Origin of the sequence: Streptomyces chengmaiensis (genome assembly GCF_029846775.1) — a bacterium.
Taxonomy (GTDB): domain Bacteria; phylum Actinomycetota; class Actinomycetes; order Streptomycetales; family Streptomycetaceae; genus Streptomyces; species Streptomyces chengmaiensis.
Window position 1 is genome coordinate 34,672 of record NZ_JARWBG010000008.1, and the last position, 22,684, is coordinate 57,355.

Consider the following 22,684-nt stretch of genomic DNA (forward strand, 5'->3'; position numbering starts at 1 on the left):
TGTCTGGTCAACTACCTGACGGGCCGTCAGAGTAGGTCTCCGCAGGCGAGGGTGGAAGGGGAGAGGCGACCATGGGCGAGGACACGCGCAGTGAGGTGTACACGGAGCTGGCGGCGGTGGGCCCGTACGGGGTCCGTCCCGGCCATGCCCTGATCACGATGGTGGAACCGCACCCCGGCCATGAGTACGCGTACAACCGCTGGTACGAGGACGACCACTACTACGCGGGTGCGATGGCCATGCCCTGGATGTACGCGGGGCGGCGCTGGGTGGCCACCAGGGAGTTGCAGCTGCTGCGCCGTCCGGAGAGGTCCGCGGTCGCGCAGCCGGTCACGGCGGGCTGCTATGTCTCCGTGTACTGGATCGTCGACGGCCGTTACGAGGACCATATGAGGTGGACGGTCGCCATCAACAAGCGGCTGAATCGCGACGGCCGGGTTTACCGGGACCGCACTCATGTCTTCACGTCGTTCCAGGACCATGCGGCGACGGTCTACCGCGACGGCGCCTCCGGCCCGCGGGACCGTCATGCACTGGACCATCCGTACGCGGGGCTGGTCGTGGAGGTGGTGGACGCGGAGGGTCCTGAGCAGCGGCCTGAGCTGCTGGAGTGGCTGCGGGCGAGGGAACTGCCCCGCCGGCTGGCGGGCTCGCCCGCAGCCATGGTGACGGTCTTCCGGCCGACTCCGCTGCCGGGGGACCGGATGACCTATGTGAAGCAGGTGGAGGGGGTGGACACCCGGCTCACCCTGCTCTGGTTTCTCGAGGCGGATCCGAGGGAGTGCTGGGAGGCTTGCTTCTCGTCGGATGCGGGGCTGGAGACGGCGGTCGCGGGCACGGGGCTCGGGCGGATGGAGCTGGTGGCTCCCTTCATCCCCACGGTCCCCGGAACCGATCGCTATGTGGATGAACTGCGCTGAGGGGGCGGGCCGCCGTGCGTGCCCGGGGCGTGGGACATGGGGCGGACTTCGGGATGCGGGGACGGGCCGACGTATGTCGTCGGCACGGCCGAGCCCCCTCGGCCGGGACGGCGAACCAGTCGAGAGGGCTCATGTCGTGTTCGTCTGTGCTGAGTCGCTGCGCTCTCCTCGGCGCAACGCTCAGGAGCGGTCGAACGCGCCCTGTGCCGCCTCGTCGACGAACGCGCTCCACGCGTCGGGAACGAAGGTGATCGACGGGCCGGCCGGCGCCTTGGAGTCCCGGACCAGCAGGGCGTGCGTCACCGGCGACTTGACCTCGATGCACGCGCCGTTCCCGCCGGAGTACGAGGACTTCGTCCAGGTGTCCGTGGCACCCTGAATGATTGCCATGTCTAACTCCCCTTCGGCAGCAGGTGTGTTTGCGCCAACGTTCTTGCTGGCGTGATCGAAGCTACTCGGCGGGGCCTGTGTGTGGGACATGCGTTCACTCGACCGGATGGCATATTCCGGTGTGGTCTTCCATGTAGAGGTGGCGGGGGTGTACCATGCGGCCCCCTCGCCACCTCTGTCACTTGGGTGAAGGTTTCCGCTGGTGGAGCCGAGCAGTGACCGCATCGCCGTCAGCGGGCGTACTCCTTGGCAGTGTCGGCGATGAACTGCCGTGACTGGTCCACGTTCAGCGCCTGGGCGCGCAGGTGCTCGTACATCACCGTGTACTTCTGGACGTCGTTCGGCTTCTCCAGGTACAGGTCGCTGGTGACGCCCTCGATGTAGACGACGCTGGAGTCGGAGGCGTCCGGGAACTCCAGGATCGCGTACTGACCGTTGATGCCCGGGTGCGCACCCATGTCAAAGGGCAGCACCTGCACCGTGACATGCGGCTGCTGGGACATCTCCACGAGATGTTCGAGCTGCTCGCGCATCATCCGCCTGTCGCCCACGACACGGCGCAGCGCCGCCTCGTCGACGACGGCCCACAGCCGCAGCGGATGCTCGGGCTCCCTGATCCGCTCCTGGCGGCGCATCCGGACGTTGACGCGCTTCTCGATGTCGCTGGGGCCGCTCTCCGGCATCGCGCCGGTGATCAGCGCCTCGGCGTACTCGCGGGTCTGGAGCAGGCCGGGCATGATCTGGGGCTCGTACACGCGAAGACTCGCCGCGTCGGTCTCCAAGCCGATGTACACGCTGTACGGGATGTCGCCGAAGGCGTGCCACCAGCCCTGCTGGCGGGAGTCCTTGGCCATCTGCATCAGCGAGTCGACGATTCGGTGATCCTCGACCTCGTACACTCCGCACAGGTCGCGGACGTCGCGCTGACTGATCGAGCGGCGGCCGTTCTCGAGGCGGCTGATTTTGGACTGGGAGACGAGCAGGCGCTCCGCCACCTCCTCTGCCGTCATGCCTTTGAGTTCCCGGAGCCGACGCAGCTCCTGGCCCAATCGGCGTCTCCTGACGGTGGGGTTGACGTTGGACGCCACGGGGACTGCACCTCCGGCTGCGTAGCTGTGCGTATCTAGTGCTCAGCAGATTGCCACCAATGGTCGCGTCCGCGCTGCTAAATGGCCAGACACATCCATAGACACGCCGACGCGCGGGGCAGCGAGCATGCTGCCCCGCGCGTTCATGCGGCTCCCGTACCGGGTCATGGGGACGTCGGCGCGGCGTTCGCACCCGTGCGCGATCCCGCGCGGTGATGCCTGTGCGCGTGGTGCTGCGTAGCGGTGTTGTGCTGTGGCGCTGCGTTGTATGGCGGTGCGTTGTACGGCGGTGCTGGGTGGTCGTGCTGCGTCGTGCGTGGTGCTGGGTGGTCGTGCTGCGTCGTGCGTGGTGCTGCGTGGCGTGCTGCGTCGTGCGTGGCGTGCGGTGCTAGTGCGCCGCGACGCGGGCCATGCCCCGGCGGCGCGGCTGAACGGGCACGCCCGCCGGCTGGCGGCCGGCGCCCGTCCGGCGAGGCTGGGCCGCCACGCCGTTCTGGACGTCCATCACGGCGTGCGCCACGAGTCCGCCCATCGGGTCGTGCCTGATGAGGTCCCGCAGGCGGGACCTCGAGGAACGCCCTTCGTTCCCCGGATACAGATGCTTGCCGAGGCCGACCGCGTGCGCCAGCGCGGCGAGCGCGGCGGTCCGCGGGTCCGGCGGCACACCGGTGCGGATCGCGCTGTCGAGACGGGCTCTGATGTCCCGGCTGATCGCCGTGTCGGTCGCCTGGTAGCGAGTCGTCGGCAGCACTCCGCACATCTGGCCCTCCACGGCATGCACCATGCCGCAACGCTCCAGATGCGAGAGGTACACCTGGCGCAGCCCCAGCCGGGGCCCGCCGATCCAGTGGACAGCCCGGACCGGGCTGCCGCGCCTGCGCAGCAGCTCCAGTGCGGAGTCCAGGGTCGGATCTCCTGTCGGCCGTGGCATCACCACGGCGATACGATCCCCGTCAGGGGCTATCCGTCCCGCCAGGGCCAGCTCTACTAGCTGTGCCCCGGCGAGACCGAGGTCGAGCGACTGCGGCTGCGCTGTGGTACCCGTGGTCGGGTCCAGAGCGAGCAGCAGAAGCTCTTCCGGAAGTGTTCTGCGGCTCCTGCCCATCCATGCCTCCCCGCGTGGATGAATGACAGGGTGACGCCTCTCACATTGGTCTGTCGAGAGCGCCTGGGTAGTTCGTACGGGAACCAGTAGGTATGTCGTTCTCGTCTTGGCACGGGAGCCATGTGCTCACACAGGACACTGAGAGATGGTTCGGACATACGCAGCGCGCAGGGCTATGACTACTGCGTATGACTTATGCATGACTCATGGAGGAGGCACGGTGGCGGGCGAGTCCCCCGACAAGTCGGAGCAGCACAAGCCGTCGGGGGAGACGGCGTCGGACGAGCGCCGTCCGGAGCGCACCCCGGAGCGGGCTGCCGCACGTGACCCGCGTCTCGCCGTCTACCGCGAGACCTCGTGGGGGGCGGCGACACGGGAGCGGGATCCCGAGCCCGGCGACGAGGACCGGCCGGGCGGGCCGGACGAAGCCGATGGGCGCGACGGGGCCGACGCCGACGCCGACGCCGACGCCGCCGATGACGATGTGAAGGCCGTGGACCAGCCGACCGCCGTCTTCAGGACGTCGTCGGCCGCTGGCTCCTTGGGGGCGTCGGGGGCCGAACCGGCCGGGGACGGGAAGAAGGGCGGGAACGACGAGCGGCTGCGTGCCGCCGTGGCCGCCTGGATGTCGGGCGAGGGCGGCGACCGGGCGGCAGGCGAGGCGGCGGATGCCGGAGAAGCCGCGGAGGAAGCCGCCGGGGGAGACGTGGAGGAAGCCGCGGAGGAAGCCGCCGGCGGAGACGCCGAAGCCTCCGAAGGGGCCTCCGCGCCGGTGGAGCCCGAGGACGCCGCCGACGAGAAGGCGGTCGACGGCAAGTCGGTCGCCGACAAGCCTGTGTCTGCGGAAGCAAACAAGGATCAGCCCAAGGGTCTGCCCAAGGACCAGCCCACCGCCGTCTTCAAGGCGCCCCGCGCGCCGGCCGTGGACCAGCCGACCACCACGCTCGCTATGCCTCCTGGGAAGCCCAGGCCAGAAGCCAAGGCCAAGCCGGAAGCGAAGCCGGAGCCCGAGGCGAAGCCGGACCCGGAAGTGAAGCCGGAGCGGGAGGCGAAGCCCGCGCCGAAGCCCGCGGCCGGGCAGGACCGTGAGGCCGGGCCGGAACCTGCGGTCGGCAGGACGAGCAGATTCGTTCCGCTGCGCGAGACGGCCGGCCCCGCCGGTAAGCCCGCAGTGCAGGACAAGCCCGCAGCGCCGGAGAAGCCCGCGCCGGACAAGCCCGCGGCGCGGGAGAAGCCTGCGACGCCGGAGAAGGCCGCGGCACCGGAGAAGGCCGCTGCCCGGTCCGAGGCGGCTGCGCCCGTCACTCCCGCCGCGACACCCGCCGCGCTCACGGAGCCCGAGCGGACCAAACAGCAGCCCCTGCCGCCCCTCCCTCCGCTCGACCTGCTCGCCGAGCTGACGAACACCCCGCCGCCGCCCCCGACCTCGTTCCGCACCTTCGTCCGCCGGGTCAAGATCTGGTCCCCGCTGGTGCTCCTGCTGCTGATCGTGTTTGCGGTCGTACAGCTCGTACGCCCCCTCCCCGACCCGGCGCTCGGCCTCTCCGCCGACCGTGAGCACACCTTCGACGGCGGCTCGCTCGACATGCCGTGGCCGGACGAGGGCCAGGGCGCGGTGGTGGTCGAGGGAGTCGGCCGCATCGGGACGTACGGGGCGCAGAAGCCCGCTCCGCTCGCCAGCGTCACCAAGACGATGACGGCCTATGTGATCCTCAAGAATCACCCGATCACCGGCGACGAGACCGGCCCGGAGATCGAGATCGACCAGCAGGCCGAGGACGAGGCCGACAACGTCGACGAGTCGCGGGCCGCCGTCAAGAAGGGGCAGAAGTACACCCAGAAGCAGCTTCTCCAGCTGCTGATGATCCCCTCCGCGAACAATGTGGCCCGGCTGCTGGCGCGCTGGGACGCGGGCTCCGAGGAGGCGTTCATCGAGAAGATGAACGACGCCGCCAAGGACCTCGGGATGAAGGACTCCGTGTACACGGACCCGAGCGGCTTCAAGAAGTCGACGGTCTCGACGCCTCAGGACCAGCTCAAGCTGGCCGAGGCCGTCATGGAGTTCGATGTGTTCCGCGAGATCGTGGACATGACCATCCTTGAGGTGCCGGGCATCGACGGGAAGATCTACAACAGCGCGGACAAGGCGCTGATCCAGCCGGGTGTCGCGGGCATCAAGACCGGCTCTTCCACCCCGGCCGGCGGCAATCTGCTCTGGGCCGCCTACACCGAGGTCGACGGGGAGAAGCGCCGCATCCTCGGCGTGACGATGGGCGCCCAGAAGGCCCCGCAGCTCAGCCAGAAGCTGGGGCTGGCCATCGACTACAGCATCGCCCTGATCAAGGCCGCGCAGAAGGGCGTCACGTCCGAGACCCTCGTCGAGAAGGGCCAGGTCGTCGGCTATGTGGACGACGGGCTGGGGGGCCGTACACCGGTGGTGGCGGCCGAGGACCTCAAGGCCGTCGGCTGGCCCGGCCTGAAGACCGAGATCGACCTCGTCCACGCCGGCAAGGGCATCCCGAGCTCCGCCCCGGCGGGCACCAAGGTCGGTGAGCTCTCCGTCGGGTCCGGAACCGGCAAGGTCAGTGTGCCGGTGGAGCTCCAGAGCGACCTGGCGGAGCCGGGCCTCGGCGCCAAGCTGACCCGTATCGGCTGAGGCCGCCGGTACGGTCGGCCCGGTGCCGTCCGCCGCTTCGGGCGTCCCTCCGCCGGGACGCCCGAAGCCGCTCCGAGCCGCTCGAAGCAACTCACAGGCGTCGCACAGGCGTCTTCGAAGTGTCCACCGCGACCGGCGATCCGGGGAGAGCCGCATTGACCAGCGTTGACGAGGGCCCGCGAATATCCACCGCCGCCCCCGCGCCCGCCACCGCCCCCGCGGCCGACGGGCCGCCGCCGGGGCTGCGCGAGAGGCTCGCCCGCCACCCCGTCCCGCTGACCGCGGCGGTCGCGGCCCTCGTCCATCTGCTCTGGTACGTCTTCCTCGCCAACAGCGGGGGCGACATCGCGGCCCAGGACGCCTGGGCGGAGTTCGCCGGCCGCCACCCCGACTCCGCGTACAACCTCGCCTGGTACGGCGGGATGCACCCGGTCTCGTACAGCGTCGTCTCGCCGTACGTCATGTCCGTCCTCGGCGTCCGGACCACGATGATGGTCGCCGGGACGGTCTCCGCGGCCCTGACCGCGCTGATCCTGGTGCGGCTGCGCGGCCGCGGCCGGGCCGTGCGCAACCCGGTGGCCTGCTCCCTCGCCGGGGTCTTCGCCTTCTTCTGCAATGCCCTTTCGGGGCGGGTGACCTTCGGTCTTGGCCTGATGTTCGCGCTCGCCGCCGTCGCCGCGTTCTTCTGCTGGCCGTACCGCTGGCGGCGCAGCCGCTGGGCCAAGGCGGGCACGGCGGCGGCGTTCGCAGGGCTGGCCACCGCGGCCAGCCCGGTCGCCGGGCTCTTCCTCGGCGTCGTCGCGGCCGCGTTGTTCCTGAACAAGCGCCGCCCCGGCGCATACGCCATCGGCCTCACCCCGGTCGCGGTGGTCGCCCTGTCCGCCTGGCTGTTCCCCTTCTCCGGCACTCAGCCGATGTCGCTGGCCACGGCCTCACTGCCCGTCCTCTTCGGCGTCCTCGTCTTCCTGCTGGCGCCCGCGGAATGGCGCACGGTGCGCACGGGCGCGGCCGTCTACGCCGTCGGCACCCTGCTGACGTGGGCCGTCGACTCCCAGATCGGCTCGAACGTGACCCGGCTCGCGATGCTGTTCGCCGGCGTGGTGCTGCTGGCGGCGCTGCCGTACGCCGTGCCGCGCTCCCGCAAGTGGTACGCCCTCGTCGTGGCCTTCGCCGGTCTGAACGTCTGGATCGGCTTCAAGGGCGTCGACGACATGGTGCGCACAGCCCCCACCGCGTCCTGGAACCGTGAGGTCGCGCCGCTGGTCCACCAGCTGCAGAAGGTGCACGCCGAACGCGGCCGCGTCGAGGTCGTGCCCGCCAGCAGCCACCGCGAGGCGTCCGCACTGGCGCCATACGTCAATCTCGCCCGCGGCTGGAACCGGCAGGCCGACATGGAGCGCAACCCCCTCTTCTACGACAAGGACAAACCCCTCACCTCCACCGACTACCGCGCCTGGCTGAACCGCTGGGCGGTGCACTACGTGGTGCTGCCCAAGGGCGCGCCCGACTCCAGCGGGGCGGAGCAGGAGGCGGAGCTGGTCGGCGCCGGGCAGCCGTACCTGAAGGAGATCTGGAGCGACGCCAACTGGCGGCTGTTCGCGGTCGACGCCCCCAGACCGCTGGCCGACCCGCCGGCCACGGTGGACCACGCGGGCGCGGGCGAGCTGCGGATCACGGTGAAGAGCGCGGGGCGGGCGCTGATCCGCGTCCCCTACTCTCCCTGGCTGAGCCTGGTCGACGAGAACGGCAAGGGCGTCGAACCCCCGCAGGAGACCCGGGAGTCGAGGGAGCGCGAGGACGGCCCCAAGTCGTATGTCAACCTCCACGGCTGTCTGCTCGAGGCGGAGGAGGACGAAGCGGGCGACGAGTGGACCGAGCTGCTCGCCCCCGAGCCGGGTGTCTACCGGCTGGCGGCCCCGTACCAGATACCGCGAGGCACTCCGTGCCCGGAGGAACTCCGCTAGCACCCGGCCGGACAACTTCACACCCCCTCTACCTCGTTGTCCCGCGCTGATGCATAGTGGAGCCGCCCACATACTGGGCAGTCGGTCTGTCTAGTGGTACGGGTGCGACATGGCTTGCGGACGATGCGACGGCGGTAGATGCACGCTGCCGGGAATGCGCTGCCCCGAGTGTGAGTTGGGGGCTCGGGCGCCGGGCGGCGCATGGATCGCCAAGGAGACGCTGGCAGGACGCTTCTCCCTGCTGTCGAGGACGGGAAAGACGCTGGTCGTCGCGGGGGTCCTGGTGACGGCCTGCGCCCTGGTCCTCTCGGTGTCCGTCCTCTACGGGGGCGATGACGAGGCGACGGCGTCGACGGCGGGCTCGGCGGGCGGCGAGCCGCCGTCCCCGGGCGACCGCGCAGGCGCACCGCAGCGGATACTCCCCAGCGCGCTCCCGGAGCCCCCGCCTTCCCCGAGCCCGACCCCGACCCCGACCCCGACGCCCTCCCTGTCCCCCTCCGCGCCGCCTTCCAAGACACCGCCCCCGCCGCCCCCCTCGCCGTCCGTCTCGCCGTCCGCATCCCGGACTTCGTACTCCGCCTGGGCGGGCCCCGGCTGCGCGGGCGGCGGCCACTACCGCGAGCACGGACGCTACGCCGACGGCGACGACGGCTGGTACACCGTCCCCGCAGGCGGCCACCGGGGCGACGGCTGCGACGGCCGCTTCACCGCCATCCCCATGTCGGGCAGCGCGACCAGGGACTACGGGAACACGGCGACCTGGACCTGGTATGTCGGCAGCGGCTACACCCACTGCTCGATCGCGGTCACCGTCCCCAACCCCCGCCGCCCCCAGGACGCGGCGGGCCAGCCCACCACGTACCACATCCTGACCGACCCCGATGACTCCCGCAGCGCCGTCAAGTCCTTCCGGATCGACCAGACCGAACTGCGCGGCAGCGGCCTGATCGTCGTCAAGGTCCCGGTCACCGACCGCCGGGTGACCGTCCAGTTGGTCGACCGCGGCATCGACTGGGGCTCCTCCGACCGCACCGGCGCCCACCACGCGGCAGCCCAGATGCGCGCGGACTGCACGGCGCGGGACTGAGCACCCTGGCGAACCCGCCGCTGAACGACGGCGCGGCCCCGGACGCCTGGTCCGGGGCCGCGCTTGTGATGTCACGGCGAACAGTGCCGCCGCGGGCTCACGCCTTGGTGTAGCGCACCGGGGAGCAGTCCTCCCAGGTCCCCTTCACCGCGCAGATCTTGAGAGCCACCGTGGTCTCCTCGGCGATGTTGCCGCTCATCCAGGGCGAGCAGTACGGCGAGTTGTGGCCGCGGGTGCTGGCGACGCGGTCGGTGCGCCAGGCGCCGCTCGGGTTGATGTCCATGCGGACCTCGATGCCCACGCCGTCGGCGCTCAGGTCGCAGGCCCGGATGGCGTCACCCGGGACGGAGCCGGACGGGTCGGCGTTGAAGTAGCCGCTGCCGGCCAGCTTGCCGCCGTAGTAGGCGCTCATCTCCACGCTGGTGGATGCAGCGGCCTGACCGCTGAAACCGACCATCATCCCGACGGCGGCCGCACCGGCCGTGACGGCCTTGGCGGTCAGCTTCATCGTGCGCTTCATGGGTCCTCCTTGGTCAGGGCAGGCCGCGGTGAGGCGCGTGTTCATGGGTCCCCCCGCATGACTGGTCTGCTGTATCCAGGCCCCCTGCCTGGATACATGTTCGAACGCGTGGAAGATCATAGCGCCCTGCTGCTGCCCGGTCGAGAACTTATCCGCATGTGCGGACCGGCCTGCCAAGACCTGATCAGCGGCTATACCAGGACGTTCTTGTAGAACAGATTCGAGCGCCGGTCGCCCGCGGCGCCCGAAGCGAAGCCCAGGAAAAGGCGGGACTGTCCGGCGTTCGTGCGGTAGATCGCCAGGCCCTCCGGCTCACGGAACTCCAGCGTGCCGCCCGCCTTCGTCAGGACCGGACCCTGCGTTATCGCGCCCGTGTTCAGGTTCACGCTCGTGAGCTCGGCGTTGCCCGGCACGGGGTTGCTCGCCGAGTACGCGTTGCCCGTCAGGTAGTAGAGGTACTGACCGTAGGTCGTGTAGCCCTGCGCGGTGCCCGGAATCGACGGCTGCTTGAAGTAGGCCTTGGGGCTGCTGAAGTCCCCTGCCTTCGCATCCGCCATGGCGTAGACCGCTATGTACTTCGCGCCGTCCTTGTGGTGACGGACGGCCATGTTGTCGTAGACCGGGTCGATGGAGCAGGTGTACTCCACGGCCCCCGACACAGGGCTGTACTTGGTGATCGCCGACGATGTGTGGGACAGCGAACCGCCCTTCACGAACTTGAAGCGGCCGAGCCGGGTGCCGTAGCCGTTCGAGTTCGCATCCACCTCGGTCCACAGCCAGCTCTCGCTGCCGCGCGGTTCCACACCGAACGACACCCCGTGGCCGAAGCCGCTGAGATGCATGTACGAAACGTAGTTGCCGGCGAAGTCCAGCTGGGTGATGCACAGATCGCCGGCCTTGGTGTCGGTGCCGTTCCGCCGCTGTGCCACGAACAGACGCTTGTTGACGCTGTCGAAGGCGAAGCTCTGCTGCACGGTGTCGTCGTGCAGCGGCTTGTGCCGGAACAGGTCGTACGAGGGCTTGGTCAGATCGAAGCGCGGCGACGCGGACACCGCCGCGGACGCAGCTCCCGCTCCGTATCCCAGGCCGAGCGCGGCGAGCCCGATTCCGCCGCCCGCGCGCAGCAGACTCCGGCGGTTCAAACGTTCCTGCGTCATGAGTTCCCCCTGACTGGATGAGTGCGGTGCGCACTGATCGACTCGGGGAGTCTAACGGGGTGCGCCCCCGGCGGGATTCGGACCTGCGACACGGCCTCGGGAGAGGCCCGAGATCACCTCTGTGCGGCTGCGACGTCGGGCGGCGCTGCCTCCGGTCCCTATGCTGCGCTCATGCCTGACGCCATCGAAGTTCAGCGGCTCACTGACGCTCTGCTTGTCGCCCCGAGTCCCTTGGCCGCAGCGACATCCGCCCTGCCGACGACCGCGGGTCTGTACGCCTGGTGGGCGCCGCCGGGTGTGCTGAGCGACTTTCCAGGTCTGTTGAACTCCGCGGAGCCGGAGCGGCGTCTGCTCTACCTCGGCAAGGCGACCCGGCTTCGCAGCCGGATCGTCTCGAACCACCTGAAGCGGTCGGGAAGCTCTACTCTGCGCCGGACGCTGGCTGGGCTGCTCATGCCGACGGAGGGGTACCGGACGATGTGGAGTGACCGCGTGATCCTCCTGCCGGAGGACGAGCAGCGCCTCACAGAGTGGATGCACAGGCATCTCACGCTCACCTGGGTCGAGTATCCGGATCCCCTCATAGTGGAGGCGGTGCTGATCTCAGCGCTGCGCCCGCCTCTCAACGTCGACGGCGCGGAGCAGAGCCCTGTGCGCGATCGGGTGAAGCAGGCGCGTTCCGCGTACTACGAAAGCGCCGGGCCTCGGCCGTCTGAGCAGGCAGGGGCTTGAGCTCCGCAGCCTTCCTGGAAGCGGCTGCGGAGCCGGCGTGTTCGCCGTGGTCGCGTAGTCGCGTTGGTTCCGCCCGGCCGTACGGACGTATCCGCGGCCCGCTGCGTGTGGCCTCTTCCCCGCCGGGAAAGAACTCCTCTATACGGACGCCGCCGACGTCCCGCCGCAGAGGGGGCCGCCTTGACGGTCAACGCCACAGTCCACGACCCGCTGCTGCTCGCTCCGCCGCTCCAGCGCTTCCTGATCCGCCGCCTGCCAACCGGCCGCTTCGGCGCCCCGCGCACCGACGGCTCGCGCACCGGCACTGTCGCGGGGATCTCGACCACCTACAGTCCTCGCCGCGCCCACGAAGGCGTCGACCTGAACGCCAGCCAGGGCGACCCCGTTTTCGCCGTCACCGACGGCACGATCGTTGTCTCCGGCTCCAGTCCCACCGACAGCCGGGGCCCGGCCTGGGTGATCCTCGACCATCACCCTTCCGTCACTCCTCCGCCTACAGCTCCTCCCCCTGCCACCGCCCTCGGCCACCTCAGCGTGTACTACCACCTCAGCGTCGGCCTGCCGGTGGGCACCACCGTCCGCGAAGGCCAGTTGATCGGCTTCGTCGGCTCCCACCCCTCCGGCCCGCACCTGCACTTCGAGCTGCGCCACGTCACCAACCCCACCGGCAACCCGGCCGCCGACACGACCTCCGTCCCCCTCAACCCCGGACCCTCGCTGGAGCCCTGGGCGTTCACCGACACCGGTGCGGTGGAGACGGACGAGGTCCATATCCGGGAGCTGCGCCTGCTCCAGCACAAGAATCTGTCAGTGCCGTATCTGCGGGTACGCCTGGACCACGACGACAACAACTACTTCCTGCCCATGGAGCACCCCACGCCCGACCAGCTCCAGGCAGCCGAACTGCTGCGGGCCTCCGGCAGCCACGGCGTGCGGCTGCGCTACGCGGTCTCGTCCTGGCACGCGGGCCGGAAGATCATCCGGGGCGTGCAGTCGGCATTCTGACCGGCGACCCTACGCGCAAGCGAGGGCCTTGCACAGGTCGTTAGTCCACAGGGTCGTGTGCGCGTCTGCCATGGCCGGACGGTATCCGGTGCCACCGACATCGATGCATGGTCGCGCCGGCGGAAGTGCTGTTGACGGGATGCGGCGCCAGTTTAGGAGTCCAACATCTCCTTCGCGTTCACGACGATGAGCACCGGCGCGACCAGGTTGGCAAGGGCCACGGCGATGCGGGCGGCAGCACCGAACCACTTCCATGGCAGCGACAGAGTCGCATGCTCCGGTGCGGCCGGGTCGTATGTCACAGGGATGGAGCTCCCGATCGGGTCACTGCCGGCTGCGGTGATTCTGTACCGACTCCCGTCGCCCGCGGTGTAGGTGACCGTCATCTCATGCGAGGTGCCCCCTTGCGGTCCGGGGGTGAATTCCGTATGCCGATCGACGACCGTTCCGGCGACAGTCCTGCCATGCTGGGAAAGTCGCACAGCTTCTTTCGTCTTTTCTGCGCCGACGACGCCGAGATAGATGCCCGCTGCAGCGAACAGGGCTGCCAGGCCCACGGCGAGCAGCCATCCCCCGGCACGTCCGACGGCGCGCGTCGCCGGTCGCGCCCGGGTGGGTCTCGGACGTGTGGGACTCATCGGCTTCTCCTCCCGGGCGCAGACCGACCGTGTGCGGATTCCCCCGATCGCGTGGGCCCACACGGCCTTGCCCGTCGCGAAGGGGCGTGAACGACCTCGGCAGGTCGTCCGGCCTGGCGCGGCTGGACGTGCTCCGCGGTGGACCCGGCCCCCCGGAGCGCCCCCGCACGACCGGCCTCCGCCCCCGGAGCTGCTGGTACTCCTCCCGCCGTGGGTGTCCCTGGTGCCCGAACCTCATCCCGGCCTTGTAGGTCAGGGCGAACGCGGTGTTCCGGTTCAGCCCCAGCTCGCGCGCCACGGCGGACACGCTCCGCACGGCGTCCAGCCCGCTCAAGGAAGCGCTTCTTCAGCGCAGGATCGATCCTCTTACCGCCCACGGTCCCCGCAACTCCCAACGTCGTGAGTGTTGCGAGGACCGCTAGAACCTAAGCACCGGCTACGGCCGGGCGCAGGGGCCCTTTCGCGATGCGCCATCAGGTGGCGCGGCGGGCACGCACAGCATCCGTGTAGAGCTCCGTCGTGAGATCAGCTTCACCGATACCCAAGTCGGCCAGGACCGAACGGACATCGGCCAGAGCAGCCGCCAGCTCCTTCTCATCGGCGAGCGTCTCCAGTTCCAGGAAGGTCCCGTCGACTTCTGGTACGCGCACCAGCGTGGCGAGCATCGCTCGGCCGCGCGCCTGGAAATCATAGTTGCGGCAGCGCTTCTCAAACGAGATGACCGGCACGTATCCGAGCCCGCGAACGATCGCGTGGATCGCTGCAGCGTCACCAACGGGCGTTTCCTCTTCAGGTTTCGACCCCGACGCCTGGTCGACCTTGGCGTCCTTGAAGGTCAGCACGGTACAAGTGCTGTCCGCGCCATGCACGGTCCGCACCCGCAGCTCCTGGTCTCGTGCCGAGAGCGCGCCGTCAGGGAAGTCGTAGTAGGTGTCGGAATAGACCTCGGCTCTCCCAGCCGCCCACTCTTCAAGCTGGCGCAGAACCCGTTCCGGAGTGTGGACTCGCGCCTTCAGCTCCGCCTCGATCACCCAGAGTTCTCCTTGCCTCATACAGTCCGTTCAGCACCCTCGAGGACAGCCTCGAACATGCGCCGGAAGCCTCGGTACAGCGGCCCGTGTGAGGTTTCCATCACCTTGTACGTGGCCGACTCATGCCCCTCCCAACCCGCGTCGAAGGCACCCACGAACATGGTGGAGTCGGTACGGATGATGCGCCAGGTCGGCAGCATGGCGTATCGGTACACCTCGATGTCGCATGCGCCGGACAGCTCACGCAGGCGCGCCTCGGCGAGCTTCACGCCGCCAGCCAACGACTCGGCGGACTCTCCGATCTCCGCTGCACGTTGACTGAGCAGGGGTGATGCAGGGTCGAGCAGCAGCACCCGCACTCGAAGCGGGCGGCCCCCTCCGTCGCGGGCGAGGCAGGCGCGCAGCAGCGAGTCGTTCAAGCCGATGAGCCCGAGACCCCGCACTGCCAGCACGTCCAGCTCAAGAGCGGATCTGGCCTGTTGCTGGATCTCCTCACGCGCGGACCCCTGGGACGAGTAGACCCGCACCACTTCCGGGAACGCAGCGAGGTCGAAGGCCGCGCCTCCGCTGCGTCTGTCGCGGCTGGAGGCCAATCCCAGCAGGTGGCGGGCGTCGTCTGGCATGTCCAGTCCGTCTGCGATTCGTTCGTAGACATCAAGCCTTGAGACCTCGCGTCGCCCGTTGATGATCTCGTTGACGCGGGCCTGCGTCATGTCCACCGCTGCGGCGATCTTCGCCTGACTGCTGCCTGCGTACTGCTGGACGTAGCGGAACACGGCGCCAATGTCCCGGGCACGTAGTGCCTGCCGGACTTCGATGCGCTCCCAGGCCCAGTCCGGGAGTTGGACGGATGAGCTTTGCGTCGCCATCGTCGGCCCCCTGGTTCCACGGTGGGATGCGAAGCTATCCCACGGTGAGATTACAGGCATGGTATCGAGCCGATACGTTCCGTAAGGAAATGCTGCAGCCATGACCAACCAAAGTCCAAGCCGAACATGGATCCCTGCAGGTCGGACAGTTGTGCTGCTGCCCGCAGGGAGATGGTGGGATGCCGTCCGTGTGCCACGAGGGATCGGCCAGAGTGTGCTCGAACATCTCGGCGACCGCAGCGGCGCGGTGATCGAGGACCCAGGAGGCAACACCTTCTACTGGCTTGTACCGCCTGGCAGCACGCTGGAGTGGGAGGAGGAGTTCACCCCTCAAGCGCAAGTCCAGATGCTGAGTGAGACGGCCCATGTGGCTGTTCCTGGCCCCCAGTGCACCGCAGGACCTCAGTGGCGCATCCCGCCGACTCGGATGCGTTGCCTGACGGCGGCCGAGGCCCTCCGGGACGCCCTGGCGGCTGCTGTCAGCGGATCGCCGGACACGTCGGAGCACTGCTGGTGAACCACACAACGATCCGCCCGGAGCTGATGCGAGCAGACGCCGAACTGCTGCTGCTCCCCACCGCCGACCCGCCGACCAGCGATCAGCTCGACGAACTGACGCTGCGGTTCCGCGGCTACCTCATGCAGCTCATCCCCGCCGTCACCGACCGGATCCCCAAGCACCCACGCAACGACGACACCCTGGCGCACGCAATGGCGGCCGTCGCACGGGCACGGCGACGCCTCGCCGAGGAGCCCCCGAACGGCCACCCCACCAAGGCCATTGCCTACGCGCAAAGCCTCGCCCGCGCCGTCATCGCGCTCGCGGACTCCCTGGCCGCACTGGAGGCGGCACGGTGAGCGAGGGGACCCGTTTCTGCGACTGGTGCAGCCGGCCCATCCGCGGCGAGGCCGAGACCATCATCCCGTTCTCCGCCTCCGGCGCCCGCCCCAACAGCTACCGGCACAAGAAGGGCGACCCCGAGTGTCAGCCCCGCCGGGACCCGGGCATGCTTCGCCCCCGCGGGCGATGAGCCCCTGCCCGCTGCCGCGACTACGGCGAAGCGGCGGCGGGCAGGCACCACGGGCCCGGCCGGGCCGTAGCCCCCGCGCAGGCCGGTCGGGGCTCGGATGTCGGTTCCCTGCCGGTTACCGGAATGTATTCCTCCGCATATGGATCACGCCAAGTAGGTCGCTGCAAGTTTCAACTATATGGACGCTCGCCTCATGCCGAGGTGAGCCCGCAGGGCGCGCCGGGGGCACCAGGAGTGGCCCCCTCGGGGCCCCGGCGCTGAGCCGCCCCTCCCCAATCAGTCAGGGGCGGCTCTTCTTGTGTGCGCTGACCAGCGCAAACAGGGTGATCGTTTAGGGGATTTTAGGAGACGGGGCTCCGTAGTTGAGGTGTAGTCAGAACGTAGGGGCAGTGTGGGCGGACTGTCCGGAGCGACGAAAGACCCAGGCAGCCAATGGGCTGACCTGGGTCTTTGTCGATCCGGCACCTGGTCGCGGTGGTGCCCCCGGCAGGATTCGAACCTGCGACACCGGCTTTAGGAGAGCCGTGCTCTATCCCCTGAGCTACGGAGGCGAGGCGGCACGGCCCACGGGCTGATCCGCCGCGGACAGTGTAGCGGGTGGGGTGACGGAGGCTGTCGGCTTATCCGCTTCAGGCGGCGCTTGACGGAGGGGTGGGGCCCGCATAGCGTCGCCCGGATGTGAGCGGGCGCTCAGCGCCGGGGCGGGGCGGGCCGGGCGGAGGGAGTAGGCGGCCGTGGGCGAGGAGAGACTGGTGGCGGACGGGGCGCCCTTCGCCGTGGTGCGCGGGGAGAGCGGCGTGCTGGAGTACGCCGCGGGGCCGCGGACGCTGCGGGAGTTCGTCGAGGGGGTGTGGGCCTTCGGGGAGCGGCCGTTTCTGGTCGGGGCCGAGCGGAGCTACGGCTACCGGGAGTTCTTCACGGCGGCCTCCGCCCTCGCGCGGCGTCTCGTCGAGGTGCATGGGCTGCGGCCCGGTGAGCGGGCCGTCGTCGCGATGCGCAACCACCCCGAGTGGCAGATCGCGTTCTGGGCCGCGCAGTTGGCTGGCCTCGTCGCCGTGCCGCTCAACGCGTGGTGGACCGAGGGCGAGATGGCGTACGCCCTGGACGACTGCGGGCCGGGCGTGCTGCTCGTCGACGGGGAGCGGTACCCGCGGATCGCCGCCTGGAGCCGGAAGCGCGGGGTGCCGGTCGTCGTGTTCCACCCGGAAGGCTCCGGGGAGGGGTACGGGGGCGAGGGCGTGGAGCCGTATGCGGAGCCGCGCCCGGATCTGCCCGTCGCCCCGCCCGGCGTCGAGGTGCGGCCCGAGGACGACGCCACGATCATGTACACCTCCGGGACCACCGGGCGGCCCAAGGGGGCCGTCGCCACTCAGCTCGCCCAGGCCGGGGCGGCCGTCCATCCGCGGTACTTCGCCGCCGTGTCCGCGCTGGCCCGCGGGGCGGTTCCCGGGCAGGGGCCCGCGCCGGTGGTGCTGATGACGTTCCCGTTCTTCCACGCGGCCGCCTTCACCACGCTGTACTCGACGATGGCGGCCGGCGGCAGCCTCGTCCTGATGCGCAGGTGGGACGCCGAGCAGGCGCTCGCGCTCATCGGCCGGCACCGGGTGACCCACTACGCGGGCGTCCCCACGACCGCGCTCCAGCTTCTGGACGCCGCCGACCGGGCCGGGCACGGGCTGGACACGCTGACCAACCTCGGCACCGGCGGGGCCGCGCCGCCCGCCGGGCTGGTGGGGCGGCTGACCGCGCGCCTCGGCCGGCGTGTCGAAGCCCGCAACGGCTACGGTCTGACCGAGACCGGCGGAGGTGTCCTGGCGAACTTCGGCGACGCCTACCGCGCCGACCCGGCCGGAGCCGGACGCCCCGCCCCCGCCGTCGAGGCGCGCGTCGTCGGCCGGGACGGCGGGGAGCTGCCCGACGGCGAGGCCGGCGAGCTCCAGCTGCGCGGCCAGTCGCTGGTGCGCGGCTACTGGCGGGACGAGGAGGCTACGGCCCGGGCGTTCACGCCGGACGGCTGGTTCAGGACCGGGGATCTGGCCGTGCTGCGGGAAGGCCGGGTCACCGTCGTCGACCGGATCAAGGACATGGTGGTGCGGGGCGGCGAGAACGTGTACTGCGCCGAGGTGGAGTCCGCCCTCCACGACCACCCCGCCGTCCTCGACGCCGCCGTGCTCGGCGTGCCGCACCCGGTCCTCGGCGAGGAGGTCGCCGCTGTCGTGCGGCTGCGCCCGGAGGCCGCCGCGGTCACCGCCGACGACCTGCGGGCGTATGTCGCCCGCAGCCTCGCCGTCTTCAAGGTGCCCGCCCATGTGCGGACGCAGCGGGCGGAACTGCCGCGGAACCCGACGGGAAAGATCCTCAAGAGGGAGCTGCGCGGGCTGTTCACCGAAGGGCCCCCGGAGGTCAGGAGCGGGTGATGCGCACCCGGTAGGCTCCGGCCCGGTCCCCTTCCAGCTCCTCCATCACCGAGATCCGCACCCCGTGCTCCTCGTCCAGGAAGAAGTCGCCCGGCCGGTACGGGGCGTCGGACAGCTCCGCGTGCACATTGGGCCGGCGGGTGCAGCCTCCGCTTTCACGCCGGCTGTCGGACACCTTGACCGGTCCCTGCCCGGTGTCCACATCGGACCGTATGCGGTAGACCAGCACTCCCGGCTCGCACACCGCCTCGTCGTTGCCCGCTCGGGTGCGCACCTCCACGGCGTACCCCGAGGTGTCGTCCAGCGGCACGACCGCCAGCTTCGGCCCGCCCGCGAGGGCCAGCGGCGTCAGCGTGTGCTCGGTGGTGCCGGGTACCGCCGCGCAGCTGATCTGGTCGCCGTCCAGCCAGCCCAGCTTCCACTTGTGCCAGCCCAGCAGATCGTTGTTGGCCCCCCAGTCCTCGGACATGATGTCCCAGTGGCCGACCGAGCCCCCGCCCTCCTCGGTGTAGAGGTCCGGCAGGCCGAAGACATGGCCGTTCTCATGGGGCAGGACCCGGTATCCGGTTTCCGCGTACGACCCCGAGCCGTCGTCCTGGCGGCTGTAGACGAAGGACGTGTTGGCGAGCGGCACCCCGTCGGCGGTCGGGGCCTCATGGTTGCCGGAGAAGGTCACGGACAGCACGGTGTCCAGCGCCGAGGGCCCGGCGTTCGGGGTCACCAGTATGTTGACCAGGTCGTATGCGCTGAAGTCCACGCTGCGGTCGGCTGTGGCCACGATGTCCTCGACCAGCCTGCGGTACCCCGGCTCGTACGGGGAGCCGCGCTCTATCCCGTACGACGCGAACGGCGCGGGCATCCGCAGCCAGTCGGCGACCGGCGCGTGCGGCCGATAGCTGAGCCGCCCGTACGAGCTGGTGGAGAACCAGTCGGAGGTCTGCGGGAAGAACTCGGCGAGCCGGTCGAGCGCGCTGCCCTCGCCGACCGCGTCCGGGAAGTCGATCATCAGGTTGAGGGCGCGGACCTCTCCCGTGGAGCGGGAGTAGCCGGGCGGCGTGGGGAGCCCCTCCGACATCTGCACGCCGATCGCGGAGGGCAGGCGGCACGGTCCGAGACCTGCGGCGTCCCGGTTGGCGATCGGACCGGCGGAGAGGCCCCGGGTAGGGGCGGGCAGGGTGGCGCTCGCGGTGGTGAGAGCGGTCAGGGCGAGGGCGGCGAGGCCGGCGAGTACGCGGAGTCGCCCGGTGCGACGGCGGTCTGCGGGGCGGCTGTGGGATCTGCGTATCCGGTGGCGTCTGTGCTGCATGCGCCCGCCTTCGGGTCCGCGGCAGCCGGCCGGCCCTGGCTGCCCTCCGTGAGCTCAGCCTCGGCGGGGGGACGGTGGGACGCGCGCCGGGTGGGCCGATCGTGGGGTTCGCGCCGGGCTCCCCCGGGCGAGTGACTCAGGTCACATCAATCGGAGGAAATAACCGGGGACCGTTTCCCCGTTTGCACTCATGTCCGCAAGAAACGGGGAGCTGATCCCCGGTTCGCCAAGACAGCGAGGGGCGTGGGAGAGCGCATGGGAGCCGTGAAGTCCGCTGCGGCCGGGTCCGCCGGAGGCGCGTCCGGCGACCGGGAGTGCGCCCGTCGCGCCCCGAGACCACGGGCCGACGCTCTGCGCAACCGGGAGCGGATCGTCGCCGCCGCACGCGAGATGTTCGTCGAGCACGGCCCCGATGTGCCGCTCGACGAGATCGCCCGCCGTGCCGGCGTCGGCAACGCCACGCTCTACCGGCACTTTCCCGACCGAGCCGTCCTCATCCGCGATGTCGTGGTCGCCGTGCTGGACCGCGTCTCCCGGCAGGCGGAAGCGGCGATGGCGGAGGAGGCCGACCCCTTCGCCGCCGTACGGCGCTTTGTGCACACGGCGGCCGAAGAGCGCATCGGTGCGCTGTGCCCGATGCTCTCCGGGGCCTTCGACACCGCCCACCCCGATCTAGACGACGGGCGGGAGCGGCTCGAAGGGGCCGTGCAGAGCCTCGTCGAACGCGCCCAGTCCGCGGGCCGGATGCGCGGCGACGTCGCCGTCGGCGATCTGATGGTGGCGCTGTCCCAGCTCGCCAGGCCCCTGCCGGGCACCGTCTGCCCGAACATGGACCGCTTCGTCCACCGCCATCTCCAGCTCTTCGTGGACGGCCTCGAAGCGCCCGCCCGCTCCGAACTTCCCGGCGTACCCGCGACGTTGGGCGACCTGCGGAGCACCTCGTGAACCGTTGACCCCGCCGACCCTTTTATTCGCTTTCCTTCACGGCGTCAGGGGACCATCGTGTAACTCAGGACCCCTAGTGCCTCGACCTCCTCATCTGTCACAGCGTCAGCACCCTTTTTGTGCCCTTTCCCAATCCCTAGGTGGCCAGACCCATGCCGAAAGCGCCCGACATATCCCGCCCCGACATATCCCTCCCGGATCCCAGCCGCTGGAAGGCGCTGGTCTTCATCGCGCTCGCCCAGCTGATGGTGGTGCTCGACGCGACGATCGTGAACATCGCGCTCCCCACCGCCCAGCAGGACCTGGGCATCTCCGACGCCAACCGCCAGTGGGTCATCACCGCCTACGCCCTCGCCTTCGGCGGACTGCTGCTCTTCGGCGGCCGGGTCGCCGACCTGTGGGGCCGCAAGCGCACCTTCGTCGTGGGCCTGCTCGGCTTCGCGGCCGCCTCGGCGCTCGGCGGCGCGGCCACCGGCGAGGCGATGATGCTCGGGGCCCGCGCCCTCCAGGGCGTCTTCGGTGCGCTGCTCGCGCCCGCAGCGCTCTCCCTGCTCGCGGTGATGTTCACCGACGCCAAGGAGCGCGCCAAGGCCTTCGGCATCTACGGTGCGATCGCGGGCGGCGGCGGCGCCGTCGGCCTGATCCTCGGCGGCTTCCTCACCGAGTATCTGAACTGGCGTTGGACCTTCTTCGTCAACATCCCGTTCGCGGTGGTCGCCGCCATCGGCGCGTACTTCGTCATCCGTGAGCCCGCCGACGCGCGCAACCGCTCCTCCCTCGACATTCCCGGCGTCGTGCTGTCCACCCTCGGCCTGGTGGCCCTGGTGTACGGCTTCACCCGCGCCGAGTCCGCAGGCTGGACGGACGGCCTGACCATCGCGATGTTCATCGCCTCCGCTGTGCTGCTCGCAGGCTTCGTCGCCACCGAGGCCGTGGTCAAGTCGCCGCTTCTTCCGCTGCGCGTGCTGGCCGAGCGCAACCGCGGCGGCGTCTATCTGTCGCTGGGCCTCGCCATCATCGCGATGTTCGGGCTCTTCCTCTTCCTGACCTTCTACCTGCAGGTCGTGAAGGGCTACTCCCCGGTGGCGACCGGCTTCGCCTTCCTGCCGATGATCGCAGGCATGATCGTGGGCTCCACGCAGATCGGCGCCCGGCTGATGACCCGCGTCCCGCCGCGGCTGCTGATGGGGCCCGGCTTCCTGGTCGCGTCCCTCGGCATGCTGATGCTGACCCAGCTGGAGATCGGCTCCTCGTATGCCGGGCTGATCCTGCCCGCGCAGCTGCTCCTCGGCCTGGGCATGGGTACGGCCTTCATGCCGGCGATGTCGCTGGCCACGCACGGGGTGAACCCGTCGGACGCCGGCGTGGCCTCCGCCATGGTGAACACCTCGCAGCAGGTGGGCGGGGCGATCGGCACGGCGCTGCTGAACACGATCGCGGCCTCGGCCACGACCTCGTACATCGCCTCGCACGCCGCGGGTGCGACGGACGCGCGGCTGCTGGAGCTCCAGGGCATGGTGCACGGCTTCTCGACCGCCATCTGGTGGGCCGTGGGCATTCTGGCAGTCTCCGCGGGCGTCGCCTTCGCGCTGATCAACACGGGGCGCCAGGGCGGGGACGGCACGGCGACGACGGACGGCGTCGAGCAGGACGAGGTCCTGGTCCCGGTCGCCGCGCACTGAGCGCCGCACACGGAAAGCGGCAGAGCGCCGGAGAACGGCAGAGCGCCGCACGCGGAAAGCGGCAGGGTGCCGAAAGGCGCCGAGCACTTTAAAGCCGAGTACTGGAAAGCGGCGGGCCCCGCCCGGTTTCGACCGGGCGGG

The 22,684-nt window shown here is 70.2% G+C and carries 21 protein-coding genes and 1 tRNA gene; 12 read left to right on the forward strand and 10 right to left on the reverse strand.

Annotation, left to right across the window (positions count from 1 at the left end; genetic code table 11):
• Window positions 1–71: 71 nt before the first annotated feature.
• Window positions 72–920 carry a hypothetical protein gene (locus QCN29_RS09525; RefSeq protein WP_279927312.1) on the forward strand — a complete coding sequence of 283 codons (849 nt, stop codon included), beginning with the start codon at window positions 72–74 and terminating at the stop codon, window positions 918–920.
• A 180-nt stretch (window positions 921–1,100) separates the two neighbouring features.
• On the opposite strand, the gene QCN29_RS09530 is transcribed toward QCN29_RS09525, so the two are convergent.
• From QCN29_RS09530 to QCN29_RS09540, 3 genes are all read right to left on the reverse strand, one after another.
• Window positions 1,101–1,310, reverse strand: coding sequence for a DUF397 domain-containing protein (locus tag QCN29_RS09530; RefSeq protein WP_240138087.1), 210 nt, complete (start codon window positions 1,308–1,310; stop codon window positions 1,101–1,103).
• 230 nt (window positions 1,311–1,540) lie between these two features.
• A complete protein-coding gene (locus QCN29_RS09535; RefSeq protein ID WP_240138086.1) occupies window positions 1,541–2,398 on the reverse strand; it encodes a helix-turn-helix domain-containing protein in 858 nt (285 codons plus the stop codon).
• A 388-nt stretch (window positions 2,399–2,786) separates the two neighbouring features.
• Window positions 2,787–3,503, reverse strand: coding sequence for a GOLPH3/VPS74 family protein (locus tag QCN29_RS09540; protein ID WP_240138085.1), 717 nt, complete (start codon window positions 3,501–3,503; stop codon window positions 2,787–2,789).
• A 199-nt stretch (window positions 3,504–3,702) separates the two neighbouring features.
• On the opposite strand from QCN29_RS09540, the gene QCN29_RS09545 reads away from it, so the two are divergent.
• The 3 genes from QCN29_RS09545 to QCN29_RS09555 all read left to right on the forward strand — a co-directional run bounded on the left by QCN29_RS09545 (window position 3,703) and on the right by QCN29_RS09555 (window position 9,210).
• Window positions 3,703–6,159, forward strand: coding sequence for a D-alanyl-D-alanine carboxypeptidase family protein (locus QCN29_RS09545; RefSeq protein ID WP_279927313.1), 2,457 nt, complete (start codon window positions 3,703–3,705; stop codon window positions 6,157–6,159).
• 182 nt (window positions 6,160–6,341) lie between these two features.
• The gene (locus QCN29_RS09550) at window positions 6,342–8,123 is read left to right on the forward strand and encodes an MFS transporter (protein WP_398859168.1); all 1,782 of its coding nucleotides are present in this window, start codon (window positions 6,342–6,344) and stop codon (window positions 8,121–8,123) included.
• Between the two features lie 154 nt (window positions 8,124–8,277).
• Window positions 8,278–9,210: an adhesin gene (locus tag QCN29_RS09555; protein WP_279927314.1), complete on the forward strand. Its 933-nt coding sequence runs from the start codon at window positions 8,278–8,280 to the stop codon at window positions 9,208–9,210.
• A 97-nt stretch (window positions 9,211–9,307) separates the two neighbouring features.
• Here the strand turns inward: QCN29_RS09555 and QCN29_RS09560 are convergent, their stop codons facing one another.
• Window positions 9,308–9,730, reverse strand: coding sequence for a hypothetical protein (locus QCN29_RS09560; RefSeq protein WP_279927315.1), 423 nt, complete (start codon window positions 9,728–9,730; stop codon window positions 9,308–9,310).
• Between the two features lie 191 nt (window positions 9,731–9,921).
• Window positions 9,922–10,887, reverse strand: coding sequence for a phage baseplate protein (locus QCN29_RS09565; RefSeq protein WP_279927316.1), 966 nt, complete (start codon window positions 10,885–10,887; stop codon window positions 9,922–9,924).
• Window positions 10,888–11,058: 171 nt separating this feature from the next.
• Between QCN29_RS09565 and QCN29_RS09570 the strand changes: the two genes are divergently transcribed.
• Both QCN29_RS09570 and QCN29_RS09575 read left to right on the forward strand, forming a co-directional pair.
• Window positions 11,059–11,619 (forward strand): GIY-YIG nuclease family protein, encoded by a 561-nt coding sequence (locus tag QCN29_RS09570; protein WP_279927317.1) that lies wholly within the window; start codon window positions 11,059–11,061, stop codon window positions 11,617–11,619.
• 180 nt (window positions 11,620–11,799) lie between these two features.
• Complete coding sequence (locus tag QCN29_RS09575) at window positions 11,800–12,624, forward strand: M23 family metallopeptidase (RefSeq protein WP_279927319.1); 825 nt, start codon at window positions 11,800–11,802, stop codon at window positions 12,622–12,624.
• Window positions 12,625–12,776: 152 nt separating this feature from the next.
• On the opposite strand, the gene QCN29_RS09580 is transcribed toward QCN29_RS09575, so the two are convergent.
• From QCN29_RS09580 to QCN29_RS09590, 3 genes are all read right to left on the reverse strand, one after another.
• Complete coding sequence (locus QCN29_RS09580) at window positions 12,777–13,181, reverse strand: DUF3592 domain-containing protein (RefSeq protein WP_279927321.1); 405 nt, start codon at window positions 13,179–13,181, stop codon at window positions 12,777–12,779.
• A gap of 554 nt (window positions 13,182–13,735) precedes the next feature.
• Window positions 13,736–14,293, reverse strand: a complete 558-nt coding sequence (gene cyaB, locus QCN29_RS09585; protein ID WP_240138078.1) for a class IV adenylate cyclase — start codon at window positions 14,291–14,293, stop codon at window positions 13,736–13,738.
• A 17-nt stretch (window positions 14,294–14,310) separates the two neighbouring features.
• Entirely contained in the window at window positions 14,311–15,162 is an 852-nt protein-coding gene (locus QCN29_RS09590) for a helix-turn-helix domain-containing protein (RefSeq protein WP_240138077.1), read from the reverse strand.
• A 214-nt stretch (window positions 15,163–15,376) separates the two neighbouring features.
• On the opposite strand from QCN29_RS09590, the gene QCN29_RS09595 reads away from it, so the two are divergent.
• The 3 genes from QCN29_RS09595 to QCN29_RS09605 are packed head-to-tail and all read left to right on the forward strand — an operon-like array spanning window position 15,377 to window position 16,193.
• Complete coding sequence (locus QCN29_RS09595; protein WP_279927324.1) at window positions 15,377–15,679, forward strand: hypothetical protein; 303 nt, start codon at window positions 15,377–15,379, stop codon at window positions 15,677–15,679.
• The gene (locus QCN29_RS09600; protein ID WP_279927325.1) at window positions 15,676–16,020 is read left to right on the forward strand and encodes a DUF6415 family natural product biosynthesis protein; all 345 of its coding nucleotides are present in this window, start codon (window positions 15,676–15,678) and stop codon (window positions 16,018–16,020) included. The genes QCN29_RS09595 and QCN29_RS09600 overlap by 4 nt, the downstream gene beginning before the upstream one ends.
• Window positions 16,017–16,193 carry a hypothetical protein gene (locus QCN29_RS09605; protein WP_279927326.1) on the forward strand — a complete coding sequence of 59 codons (177 nt, stop codon included), beginning with the start codon at window positions 16,017–16,019 and terminating at the stop codon, window positions 16,191–16,193. The genes QCN29_RS09600 and QCN29_RS09605 overlap by 4 nt, the downstream gene beginning before the upstream one ends.
• Window positions 16,194–16,668: 475 nt before the next feature.
• Here QCN29_RS09605 and QCN29_RS09610 read toward each other — a convergent pair.
• Window positions 16,669–16,744 (reverse strand) — tRNA-Arg (locus QCN29_RS09610).
• A gap of 183 nt (window positions 16,745–16,927) precedes the next feature.
• On the opposite strand from QCN29_RS09610, the gene QCN29_RS09615 reads away from it, so the two are divergent.
• Window positions 16,928–18,610 carry a class I adenylate-forming enzyme family protein gene (locus tag QCN29_RS09615; protein WP_279927328.1) on the forward strand — a complete coding sequence of 561 codons (1,683 nt, stop codon included), beginning with the start codon at window positions 16,928–16,930 and terminating at the stop codon, window positions 18,608–18,610.
• On the opposite strand, the gene QCN29_RS09620 is transcribed toward QCN29_RS09615, so the two are convergent.
• Entirely contained in the window at window positions 18,597–19,916 is a 1,320-nt protein-coding gene (locus QCN29_RS09620; RefSeq protein WP_279927329.1) for a M6 family metalloprotease domain-containing protein, read from the reverse strand. The two genes, QCN29_RS09615 and QCN29_RS09620, sit on opposite strands and share 14 nt — an antisense overlap.
• A 255-nt stretch (window positions 19,917–20,171) precedes the next feature.
• On the opposite strand from QCN29_RS09620, the gene QCN29_RS09625 reads away from it, so the two are divergent.
• Both QCN29_RS09625 and QCN29_RS09630 read left to right on the forward strand, forming a co-directional pair.
• Window positions 20,172–20,861: a TetR/AcrR family transcriptional regulator gene (locus tag QCN29_RS09625; RefSeq protein WP_279927330.1), complete on the forward strand. Its 690-nt coding sequence runs from the start codon at window positions 20,172–20,174 to the stop codon at window positions 20,859–20,861.
• Window positions 20,862–21,013: 152 nt separating this feature from the next.
• Entirely contained in the window at window positions 21,014–22,543 is a 1,530-nt protein-coding gene (locus QCN29_RS09630) for an MFS transporter (RefSeq protein ID WP_279927332.1), read from the forward strand.
• The last annotated feature ends 141 nt before the right edge of the window (window positions 22,544–22,684 follow it).